This window comes from Williamsia muralis (genome assembly GCF_002735905.1).
Classification (GTDB): Bacteria; Actinomycetota; Actinomycetes; order Mycobacteriales; family Mycobacteriaceae; genus Williamsia; species Williamsia muralis_A.
The window spans coordinates 857,404-870,474 of the sequence record NZ_PEBD01000010.1; the positions used below are offsets into that span (position 1 = coordinate 857,404).

The 13,071-nt window shown below is 66.8% G+C and carries 1 protein-coding gene (only partly in view); it reads left to right on the forward strand.

Annotated elements, in window-relative coordinates; translation table 11 throughout:
* Nucleotides 1-13,071, forward strand: partial view of a non-ribosomal peptide synthase/polyketide synthase gene (locus tag CSW57_RS17645; RefSeq protein WP_223249330.1) — the 5' portion only. Its footprint extends 20,787 nt past the window's final position; 13,071 of the gene's 33,858 nt are visible here — the first part of the coding sequence; it begins with the start codon at nucleotides 1-3; its stop codon lies beyond the right edge, outside the window.

Sequence of the window (13,071 nt, forward strand, 5' to 3'; positions counted from 1 at the left end):
TTGAGTGCTGGCCGTTCAGACGTACCAGCAGATGCGCCCGGCGACCCTTTTGAGCTGTCGGCGGCGCAGCGTGGGATCTGGTTCGCCCAGCAGAGTCTGGGCGAGGTCGCGATCAACATCGCCCAGTACGTGGAGCTGGTCGGCCCGGTAGACATCGATACCCTCACCCGGGCGTCGCAGTTCGTCGGCCGCGAGATGGGATCGGGATACCTCGGCCTCGTCGAAACAGACGGTCTGCCCTTGCAGCGTGTGGACGGCAGCATCGATGACACCATCGAGTTCGTCGACCTGGTCGATTCCCCCGATGCCGAGACCGCGGCGCAGACGTGGATGCGCGACGAGTACCGCCGCCCGATTGATCTCCTGCGGGACCGGCTGACCGTCAGCGCCCTGCTGCGCATCAGCCCCGACCACTATTACTGGTACATCCGCACCCATCACATCGCTCTCGACGGCTTCGGCGCGATGGCGATGGTGACGCGCATCGCCGAGGTGTACACAGCCCTTGCTTCGGGTGCCGAGATCCCGCCCGCCAAGGGTGCGGCCTTGCCCGAGATCATCGCCGACGAACGGCGTTACCGGGAATCGGACCGATTCGTCAAGGACCGCGAGTACTGGGCAGAGCGAACGGCGGATCTGCCTGCCGCGCTTTCGCTGTCGCAGCAACGTGCGGTCCCGGGTGAGTTCTCGCGACTGGCTTCGTCCACGCTTCCCGACGACACCGCTGCGCTGCTCGACGAGGCGGCCCGCGATGCGTCGGGCAGCTCGGCGCCCGCGGTGATCGCGGCGTTTGCGGCCTACCTCGCACGGATGACCGACAGCGAAGACGTGGTCCTGAGCCTCCCGGTCTCGGCTCGCAACACGGCCAAGCTCCGCCGGGCCGGGGGAATGGTGTCCAACATCGTTCCGATGCGTCTGACCGTCACCCCGTCGACCACCATCGCCGATCTGGTCCGCACCGTCCAGACCGAGCTGACGGGAGCTCTCCGGCGGCAGTTGTACCGGCACGAAGACATGCGGCGCGACATCGGACAGGGCACGGGACAACGAGGCCTGTTCGGGCCGTCGGTGAACCTCATGATGTTCCACCCGGTGTTGCAGCTCGGCGACGTCGTCGGTCATCTGCACGTCCTGACCACCGGGCCCGTCGAAGACCTGTCCATGAACCTCTATCCCGGGGTTCAGGGATCGAATCTGCGTGTCGACTTCGAAGCCAACCCGCAGACGTACGCCGACGAGGACCTGCAGCGGCACCACCGTAGGTTCACCGACTTCCTCGCCCAGATGTTGCGGGCCGCCCCTGAGACGCCCGTCGGTGCGCTCAATCTCGGTTCACCAGCCGAGATCGCCGCCACGATGGTCCAGTGGAACTCCACGGAACATCCGGTGGCGTCGCACGACCTCATCGAGATGTGGAACCGGCAACTCGCCGCGCGACCTGATGCGATTGCGGTGGTCGACGGCGACCGCCGCTTCACTTTCGCCGAGTTCGATGCGTGGACGAACAAGCTCGCTCGTCACCTGATCGGCGTCGGCGTCGGCCCGGAGGTCCGCGTGGGTGTTGCGCTCCGGCGCTCCGGCGAGATGTTGGCCGCGCTGTACGCCGTCCTCAAGGCCGGCGGCGCCTACGTGCCGATCGATCCCGACCATCCCAGCTCGCGTATCTCCGATGTTCTGCAGACCGCCGAACCACTCTGCGTCTTCATCGCGGACTCTGATCATGCCGTCGTCGACCTCGGCGCGACCGCCACGGTGGATCTGCATGAGTTGGATCTTGATTCACTGCCCGGCGGCCAGGTCGACGACGCCGAGCGCATCGCGCCGCTGCGCCCTTCCTCGTTGGCCTACGTACTGTTCACCTCGGGGTCGACCGGCAAGCCCAAGGGTGTGGCCGTACCCCATCGCAGCGTCGTCAACCAGTTGGATTGGCTCGCAGGGCATTACGAGATCGGGTCGAACGACGTCATCTTGCAGAAGACGCCGACCACCTTCGATGTGTCGGTGTGGGAGCTGTTCGCCCCCACTGTCGGGGCCAGACTTGTCATCGCCGAGCCGGACGGCCACCTCGATCCCGAGTACCTGGCCGGTGTGATCGCGTCCGAGGGGGTCACGGCCACCTCGTTCGTTCCTTCGATGCTCCAGCTCTTCCTCGGTGAGATCGGCCGGATCGAGCCTGGCTCGCTGCGTTTGCTCTTGGTCGCCGGCGAAGCGTTCCCGGCCAAGCTCGCGGCTCAGTCGCACCAGGCCCTGCCCGGTGTGCAGATCGAGAACTTGTACGGCCCAACCGAATTCACTGTGCACGCGACGTATTCGGCGGTCGACGCCGAGTCGGTGCACACCGTGCCGATCGGACGCGCGGTGTGGAACTGCCGGGCATGGGTGCTCGACCGCAGGTTGCGGCCCTGTGTGATCGGTGCGGTCGGTGAGCTGTACCTGTCCGGCGCGCAGGTCGCCCGCGGGTACCTCGGTCGTCCGGACCTGACCGCCGAACGTTTTGTTCCCTGCGTGTTCGGCCCGGACGGTTCGGTCATGTACCGGACCGGGGATCTCGTGCGCTGGTCGGCCGACGGGTCGCTGGAGTACGTGGGCCGTAGCGACTTCCAGGTCAAGGTCCGTGGCCTCAGGATCGAGCTCGGCGAGATCGAATCCGCTGTGCTGGCTGACGATTCGGTCCGCGAGACCGTGGTCGTGGTGCACCACAGTACCCACGGCCAGCGTCTGGTCGCGTACGTGGTGGGCAGCGGTATCGACACCGCTCAATTGATGAACACCGTGCGCGCCCGGGTGCCCGAGTACATGGTTCCGGACGCGATCGTCGAACTCCCGCAGATGCCGCTCGGTGCCAGCGGTAAGATCGACCGAAAAGCACTGCCGGAACCCGATTTCAGTGCTCAGACCGTGACGTTCCGTCCGCCGACCACCGACAAGGAACGTGCGATCACCGACCTGGTCGCCGACCTGCTCGGTCAGCCCCGTGTCGGACTCGACGACTCGTTCTTCGGTCTCGGCGGCGACAGCATCATGTCGATCCAGTTGGTGTCGCGTGCGCGGGCGATCGGTCTGCACTTCTCATCACGAGAGGTGTTCGAGCACAAAACGATCGGTGAACTGGCCGAGGTCGCCCGGGAAGAGAGCTCGACCCTGGTCGCCGAGGAACTCGACGGTGGTGGGGTGGGCGAGGTCGCCCTGACTCCGATCATGAGCTGGATGGCGCAGGAACCGGCGGCCGTCGGGCCGTACTCGCAGTCGATTGTGGTCTCCGCTCCCGAGCCGTTCGATGTCGATGTCCTCCGTCAGGCCCTCGCCGGCGTCCGGCGGCATCATGATGTGCTGCGGTCGCGACTGACGTTCGGCGACAACGGACTACGCCATGTGATCGCACCGGCGGAAGACTCGTCCGAGGTGCCCGTCGACGAGATCACCGTGGCCGCGTCGCGTGGTTCGTCGGCGTTCGACGATGCGATGGAGACGGCGGCAACCGCCGCGACCGATGCCCTCGATCCCGAAACCGGCCGCGTCATGTCCGTCACGGTTGTCGAGGCACCCTCTGGCGCGGGCTCCGAGCGGCGACTGCTGATCGTGCTGCATCACCTCGCCGTCGACGGCGTCTCGTGGCGCATCCTGCTACCCGATCTCGCGACGGCATGGGCTCAGATCTCCTCGGGGGAGCCGGTTGCGCTCGATCCGGTGGGTACATCGATGCGCCGGTGGGCTCATGGTCTGAAGGAGCTGGCGGGCGATCCGGCACTTCTCGACGAACTCGACCACTGGCGATCGGTGGCGTCGGCAATCGACAACCCCAGTCTGACGGTTAAGCCCGATCGGGATCTGGTCCGAACCCTCAAGCACCGGGAGCTCGTGCTCTCGCCCAAGTTGACGGACACGTTGCTGACCCGGGTGCCCCAGGCATTCCACGGTGGCGTGAACGACGGACTGCTGGCCGCATTCGCGTTGGCCGCGACCCACTGGCTGCGGGGACGCGGCGAGTCGGCGACCTCTCTCGTCGTCGCATTGGAGGGTCACGGCCGAGAGGAAGAGCTGCTGCCCGGCGCCGACTTGTCGCGCACGGTCGGCTGGTTCACCACTCTGTACCCGGTGCTCCTGACCACCGACGGAATCGACGTCGACGACGCGCTTGCGGGTGGGCAATCCGCAGGCAGTCTGGTCAAGGCGGTGAAGGAGCAGCTCGCCACCGTGCCGCGGCGCGGCGTCGGCTACGGTCTGCTCCGCTACCTCAATGACCAAGGCGCAGAAGTTCTCTCGGACGCTCCCGACCCTGCGATCACATTCAACTATCTCGGACGCCTGGCAGGAACCGACGGATCTGGTCCTTGGGTCCCTGACGGCGACAAGGCCATCCGCGGTACCCGTGGTGCGGCCGTGCCGGTGCGCACTGCTCTCGACGTCAACGCCATGGTGACCGAGTCGGCGTCTGGACCGCAGCTGTCGGCGACGATCGACTACCCCGCGTCGGTTCTCGACGACGAGTCGGTGGACCGCCTCATCGAGTTGTGGCACCGTGCACTGGAATCCATTGCATTGCACTCGGTCTCGCCAGGGGCGGGTGGTCTGACGCCGTCGGACCTCGAGCTGGTGAACGTGCGGCAGGGTCAGATCGACGAGATAGAGCGGCGATTCGACGACATCGCCGACATCTGGCCGCTCACCCCGTTGCAAAACGGGCTGCTGTTCCACGCCGAATTGGCCGCAGGTGATGTGGATGTCTATGCGGCACAGATGGTCCTGGATCTGTCCGGGGTGGATCCCGAACGCATGCGGCGCAGCGCCGAGTCGTTGATCGCGCGACACCCGAACCTGCGCAGTGCGTTCATGACGGACTCCGAGGGCGCCGCGGTGGCGGTCATCCCGTCGGAAGCGCCGACGCCCTGGACCGACCACGATCTGACCGGACTGGACCCGGCCGACCGTGAGGCCCGGCTGACGGAGCTCACCCACGCCGAGCGCATCATGCCGTTCGCGATGGACCGGCCACCGCTTATCCGCTTCACGCTCATCCGGCAGGGCGATTCGGTCCACCGGTTCGTGGTGACGCTGCATCACATCCTGCTCGACGGCTGGTCGATGCCGATCTTCATGACCGATCTGTTGGCCATCTATCAGGCCGGCGGCAGTGCGCAGACCCTCATCTCGCCCCGCCCGTACCGAAATTACTTGGCGTGGCTGCAATCCCAGTCGCCTCAGGAGTCGCTGGCCGCGTGGTCAGGCGCTCTCGACGGTATCGACGAACCGACCCTGCTCTTCCCGGGCGCCGACACCCACGGCGCAGGCCAGGTGCCGCGTCAGGTGGATGTCGTGCTCGACGAGACGTTGTCGACGAGGTTGACCGAGTTCGTCCGTGAGTCCGGGGTGACCGTCAACAACGTCCTCCAGACCGCCTGGGCGCTGGTACTCGCCCGTCTGACCGGCCGCGACGACATCGTCTTCGGGACCACGGTGTCGGGACGGCCTCCGCAGGTGGCCGGCATCGAATCGATGCTCGGCCTGTTCATCAACACCTTGCCCGTCCGGATCCAGCTCGAAGCTGCCGCCGACCTCGGCAGGCTGATCAAACGTGTTGCGCAGGAACAGGCTGAATTGCTCGACCATCACACGGTCGGCCTCGCCGAGATCCTGGGCGAGACAGATGTCGATTCGTTGTTCGACACCATGATGGTCTACGAGTCCTACCCGCTCGACCGGACTGCGCTGACCGCGGCAGCGGACATCGACGGGATGCGGGTCGACCACGCAGATGTCCTCGACGCCACGCACTACCCGCTGACCCTGATCGCCATGTCCGATCCGGGCCTGCGACTGTCGGCGAAGTACCTCCCGGGCATCGTCGAGCGCGAGCAGGCCGAAGCGATCCTGGACATGATGGTCCGGGTGCTCGAACAGGTTGCTGCCGACACCGGTGTGCGTGTCGGCGATGTCGACATCCTCGATGCCGACCAGCGTGCCGAACTACTGGGTCAGAGCGGTGTGGGAACCACCGGCCTCGCGACGTTGCCGGAGCTCCTCGACGCGGCGGTGGCAGCGGCGGGTGAACGCGACGCCGCGGTCTCTCCGGCCGGGTCGATCACCTACCGCGAGCTGGACGAGCGATCGAATGCCCTTGCGCGTCTTCTGATCTCCCGAGGGATCGGGCCGGAACAGATCGTCGCTCTGGGCATGGGCCGCTCGATCGACTTCATGGTTGGGCTGTGGGCGGTCGCCAAGACCGGGGCGGGTTACCTGCCGGTGGACATGCGCTACCCGGCCGAACGCATCGAGCACATGCTGCGTGACTCCGCGGCGGTCTACGGCCTGTCCACCTCGGCGTGGCGTACAGAACGTCCCGACACCGTCGAGTGGCTGGAGCTCGATTCGGACGAGGCCATCGCGGTGGTCGCTGAACAGTCGACCGCCGTGTTGAGCGACGGCGAACGCGTCGCACCGATCCGCGTGGCCAACACGGCGTACATGATCTACACCTCGGGAACCACGGGAGTGCCCAAGGGTGTGACCGTCACCCACGGTGGTCTCTCGAACCTGCTGCACGAACAGGCGGATCGTTTTGTCCTGACCGAGCACTCGCGCACACTGCACTTCGCATCGCCGAGCTTCGACGCCTCGGTGCTGGAGGTGCTGCTCGCGCTCGCCAACGGCTCGACCATGGTGATCGCGCCGACCGAGGTATACGGCGGCGACGAACTGCACGACTTCCTGGCCCGGTACGGGGTCACCCACGGCTTCATCACTCCGGCCGCACTGGCCTCGGTGGATCCGGCCGGACTCGACGCATTCGAATCGGTTGTCGTCGGCGGCGAGGCGTGCCCGCCTGAGCTGGTCGATCGCTGGGCACCAGGCCGCCGCATGTTCAACGGCTACGGCCCCACCGAGACAACATGTTTCGCGGACATAGCCGGACCCATGCAGCCGGGTGAACGCATCACCATCGGTTCGCCGGTCCGCGGCCTGACGTCGCTGATCCTCGACAACCGCTTGCAACCGGTTCCCGTCGGAGTCGACGGCGAGCTCTACCTCAGTGGCCCGGCAATGGCGCGCGGGTATCACCGCAGGCCGTCGCTGTCCGCTGACCGGTTCATCGCCAATCCCCACGGCGAGCCGGGTGCGCGGATGTACCGCACCGGCGACGTCGTCCGGTGGGTTCGGCGTGATGGCCGACTCGAGGTCGAGTACATCGGCCGCAGCGATTTCCAGGTGAAGGTTCGTGGCTTCCGCATCGAGCTGGGTGAAGTCGACGCGGCACTCGCTGCGCATCCGGGGATCGACTTCGCGGCGACTTCGGGCGCCGCACTGCCCTCCGGTGTGACCGCGCTGGTCTCACACGTGCTTGCCTCACAACCGTTGGACGCCCGGGAGATCCGCGAGTTCGTTGGACAGCGGCTGCCGTCACACATGGTGCCGAGCGCGATCGTTTTCCTAGACGAGATCCCGTTGACGCGTTCGGGAAAGCTCGATCGTGCCGCCCTGCCGGAAGCCGACCTCGAGGCGTTGATCGGCGGCGGTGCCGAGCCGTCCACGGACACCGAGCGGGCTCTGGTGGACATCTTCGCCGAGGTCCTCGGGTTGCCCTCGATCGGTGTCGGTGACTCCTTCTTCGATCTCGGTGGCAACTCACTCGTCGCCACCAAGGCGGTCGCCCGCATCAGCAGCCTCGTCGGTCGGCGTGTTGCGGTGCGCGAGATCTTCGAGAACCCGACCGTCGAGTCGCTGGCCGCACGACTCGACCAGACCGACCCCGGCACTGCGGGCAAGGACGCAACGCCGGCGCTGATGCCGGGGATCGCCGGCGAACGGCCGCCACTGTCGCTGTCGCAGCAGGCCATGTGGTTGCTCAACCGCATGGACGCAGGCTCGCCCGCGTACAACATCGTGCTGCCCCTCACGCTGAAGGGCGCGTTGGACATCGGCGCGCTGCGTGCCGCGATGGGTGATGTACTCGAACGCCAGCAGTCGCTGCGGACGATCTTCCCGGATACGCCGGACGGTCCGTACCAGCGAGTGCTGCCACTGTCAGAAGTGGCAGTCGATCTCGAGCCCGTCGACGTGGCCGACACCGGCGCGATGTTCGCTGCCGCAACCGAGTTCGCGGGCAACGGCTTCGACGTCACGGCCGAGCCGCCAGTGCGCGCCCGGTTGCTCCGGTCCGGCGACGACCACCTGCTCATCGTGATCGTCCACCACATCGTTGCCGACGGCGCGTCGATGGCGCCACTGGCCCGTGACCTGGTCATCGCCTACGCAGCCCGCAGCTCGGGATCCGATCCGCACTTCGAGGCGCTGCCGTTGCAGTACACCGACTTCGCCGCATGGCAACGCGGTGTACTCGGTTCGCCTGACGACCCGGCGACAACGGCAGGCAAGCAGCTCGAGTTCTGGCGGTCGACGCTGGCCGGTGTTCCAGAGGTCATCGAACTCCCGCTGGACCGTCCGCGCCCGATGCGCCGGGAGATGCAGGGTGGCGCCGTGCCATTGGAGATCCCTGCGGACATCGTGGGATCCCTCAACGAACTGGCCCAACGCAACCAGGCATCGCTGTTCATGGTGGTGCACTCGCTCGTCGCCACACTGCTTGCCCGACTGTCCAATTCAGACGACATCACGGTCGGTACCCCTGTCGGGGGCCGCGACCACGCCGACCTCGAACCGCTTGTGGGAATGTTCGTCAACACGGTTGTCCTGCGCACCCGGGTTGACGCCGGCGACCGCTTCGGCGACCTCTTGTCGCGGGTTCGCGCCGCCGATCTGGATGCGTTCGCCAACGACGACATCCCGTTCGAGAACGTTGTCGGTGCCCTCGTGCCCAGGCGACAGAGCTCGCATTCGCCGTTGTTCCAGGTGCTGCTCTCATTCGAGAACAACGAGACAGCGAGGGTGGATCTGCCCGGCCTCAGCGTCGGTGTCGTCTCCGACATGGCCACGGGTGCGAAGTTCGATCTGACCTTCACCCTCGACGACAAGACCGTCGGTGAAACCGGTGAACGCACCCTGACGGGCCGGATCACCTACGCGAGTGACGTCTTCGATCACGACACCGTTTCGACCATCGCAGAACGCCTGGTGATCCTCGCTCGCGCCGTCGCAGAGGATCCCGCGGCCGTGGTCGGCGATGTGGACATCCTCACCGACGCCGAGCGGCTGGACGCCGAACCCGCTGTGGAGCCCGAGCCGACGAAGTACACGGCCCGCGACCTTGCGGCACTCCTCGCTGCGGCTGTCGACATCGACCCCGATGCGGTCGCCGTGGATCACGACGGCACACGGATCACCTACCGGGACTTCAACGAACGCTTCTCGCAGCTGTCGGGTCCGCTGACCGAGCGGGGTATGGATTCCGATGCCATCGCCTCGGTGGTGCTCAGTGGGCTGGTTCCGACGATCATGCTGGCGCCCGAAGGCTTTGCCACCGTCTTGGACACCGTCATCGCCGACGCCGCGCGGTTGGTGGGCGGCCGCTCGCTCGAGCGTTACCGCACGACCATGGCACCCGCGGCAGACAGCGCAGCCGGGCCGGAGCAGGGTCTGGTCGCCACGCCGCTGACCGAGTGGGACGAGCGTGTTCGCGAACATCCGGGCGCACTCGCCGTGCGTAGCCCTGAGGCGTCATACACCCGTCTCGAACTCGACCAGAGTGCCAATCGCCTTGCCCGCGAACTGATGTCACGAGGCATCGGCCCCGACGACGTGGTGGGCCTGCTCACCCCACGGTCGGCGAACTGGGTGCTGGGAATGCTCGCCGCCTGGAAGGCGGGCGCGGCATACCTACCTCTGGACCCGGGTGCGCCTGCTGAACGGGCCGGCTCGGTCATCGAGGACACCGGCGCCACGGTGGTGGTCGCCAGTCAGAACGCCATCACGGACGAACTCCGCACCCGGATCGCGACTACCGGTGCGGTCCTGATCGAATTGGGCGACAGTGCGACCGAGGAGCGGCTGCGGCGGCTGGATGCCGCAGCGCTGCCGGACCGCTGGACCGAACCCGGTGCCGGTAGTCGACTGGGTTACGTCATCACCACGTCTGGATCGACCGGCAGGCCCAAACCGACTCTCGTCCCCGCGGCCGGACTGCTCAACATGTGGAACTGGTATCGCGGACAGGTCACGTTCGGGGACGGTGACACCGTCCTGATCGCGTCATCGCCGCGATTCGACATGACGCAGAAGAACATCTGGCTCGCACTGCGGGTCGGTGGTGTCATCCGCCTGGCGACAGAGGGATTCGATCCCGAGGAGATCCTCGGCATCATCGCGTCCGAGAAGATCGACCTGTTCAACGTCGCCCCCAGTGCGCTCGAGCTCCTGGTGGAGCTCGACGAGCATCGGGTCATCACCACCATCGAGAACGTCACCGCCGGCGGCGAGGTGCTGTCGCCGCGGGCCTACCGGACCTTGCTGGGCACCGACACGCACCTGCTGTCCACGTACGGACCGACCGAGACGGCAGCCACCAGCTCGGCGACGGCCGTCGAGATGGCCGACCACGCACCGAATGTCGGGGACGAGGCCCGCGACATCGGCCCGATCACACTGGGACGATCCATCCCGAACGTGACCCACAAGGTTCTCGACGGTCGGCTGCGGCCGGTCCCGGTCGGAGTGGTCGGTGAGTTGTACATCGGCGGGATCGCTCCCGCCCGCGGGTACGGCGGCATGTTCGACACCACCGCAGCGCGTTTCGTCGCCGACCCCTACGGCAAGCCCGGCGTACGGATGTACCGCACCGGTGACCTGGTCCGCCGGCTACCGAACGGTGACGCACAGTTCATCGGCCGCAGCGACTTCCAGGTGAAGGTGCGCGGACTGCGTATCGAACTGGGGGAGATCGAGTCCGCACTGACAGCGATCCCTGGAATCCGCCAGGCCGTGGTCTCCGCGCACGGCGAGTCATCCGACCGCCGGCTCGCGGCCCACGTCGCAGGATCTGCCGACCTCGATGCCGGCGAGATCAGGGCCGCGCTCGGCAAGGTGCTGCCCGACTACATGGTCCCCGAGGCCATCGTGATCCTCGATGCGCTGCCGCTGAACCCGAACGGCAAGGTGGACCGAAAGGCTCTGCCCGAACCCGAGTTCGGACAAACCCCCGAAGAGTCGTTCGTCGCGCCGCGCACGCCGCTGGAGGAGATCATCGCCGGGGTGTTCGCCGACGCGGTCGGCGCCGAACGGATCAGCGCAACGGCGTCCTTCTTCGAGCAGGGCGGCAACTCGCTGAGCGCAGCGCGTCTCGCCACCCGACTGTCCGATGCCCTCGGCACAGCCGTCGGCCTGCGCGACGTCTTCGAGAAGCAGAGTCCCGCCGAGCTCGCAGAGTTGATCGAACAGCGCCGCACCGACGGTGTGGTCGCGACCGGCCGAGCCCCGGCCCGATTCGTGAAGCCCGAAGGCCCCACGCCCGAACGTATTCCGTTGTCCTTGGCGCAGCAACGGCTCTGGTTCATCAACCGCTACGACCAGGAGTCGGGCGCCTACAACATCCCGATGACGTTGTTGCTCACCGGAGATCTCGATGTGGAGGCGATGGGCGCTGCCCTCGTCGATCTCGTCGAACGGCAGCAGGTCATCCGGACGATCTATCCCGAGAGCCCCGAGGGACCGGAACAGCGCATCATCCCGATCATGGACGCGCTGCCGCCGTTGCGTCTCGATTCGATTCCGCAGGGCGAGGTGTGGGAGCGACTGCAGGCGTTCGCCCGTATCGGTTTCGACGTCACCAAGACCGTGCCGTTCCGGGCGGCTCTCTGGCGGATCGAACCGGAGTCGCCGAAGCCGGGCGCAGCCGAGGAGCACCTGCTGGTGATCGTCGTGCACCACATCGCCTCGGACGGTCTGTCGATGCGGCCTCTGGCCACCGACCTGTTGACCGCCTACCAGGCTCGCCGTGAAGGTCGCGCGCCCGGTTGGGCTCCGTTGGAGGTGCAGTACGCCGACTTCGCGATCTGGCAGCAACAGAACTTCGGCAGCGGTGCCGCGCCGGGCAGCCTGGCGACGACCCAGCTCGATTTCTGGCGGGAGAACCTCGCCGGACTGCCCGAGGTCATCGGGCTGCCCACCGACCGCCCGCGTGCCAACACGCGCAGCGGTGTCGGGGCCAGCCACCTGTTCTTCGTGCCGCCGGGCCTCCACAAGCGCGTCGTGGCGCTCGCCGGTGCCCACGGCCTCTCGAACTTCATGGTCATCCACGCCGCCTTGGCGGTGATGCTCGCCCGTTCCGGAGCAGACAACGACGTCGCCCTGGGCACTCCGATCGGCGGACGCGGAGCCCCTGAGCTCGACGCGCTGGTCGGCATGTTCGTCAACACACTCGTCTTGCGGACGCAGGTACCGCTGGACCGGACCGTCGCCGATTTCCTGACCGAGGTGCGCACACGGGATCTCGACGCCTTCGTCCACAGCGATGTGCCCTTCGAGCAGATCGTCGACGCGCTCACCCCGCACCGGTCGACGGCCCATACCCCGCTCATCCAGGTCATCTTCGGGCTGAACAACAATGCGCGGCCGATCCTCGACGTGGAAGGCCTCACGGTGACCCCCGGTGCGGTGGACACCGAGTTCAGCAAGTTCGACCTCGCCTTCGAGTTCACCGAGCAGTGGGACGACGCCGGGAAACCTGCAGGCATGGCGGGCTTCCTCGGCTACGCCACCGACATTTTCGACGGTTCCACGGCCGCGTCGCTGACCGAACGTCTCGTCCGGGTGCTGGAGGGAATGGTCGCCGATCCAGGTGCGGTACTGGGCGAGATCCCGTTGCTCGACGACCAGGCGATGGCCGATCTGGTACCGGTCCGAGGCGTCGATCCGGTGCCGCCGGCCACACTCGGCGAGCTGCTCGATGCCGCCGTGGACATGAACCCCGACGGTGTCGCACTCGTGTGCGGCGGGCAGAGCATGACCTACCGCGACCTCGACGATCGCTCCAATCGGCTTGCCCGCGAGTTGATCTCGCGTGGTCTCGGCCCCGAAGACGTGGTTGCGCTGGGCATCACCCGCAGCATCGAATCGGTGCTCGCGGTCTGGGCGGTGGCTCGTTCGGGTGCCACCTTCGTTCCCGTCGACCCGAATTACCCGGCC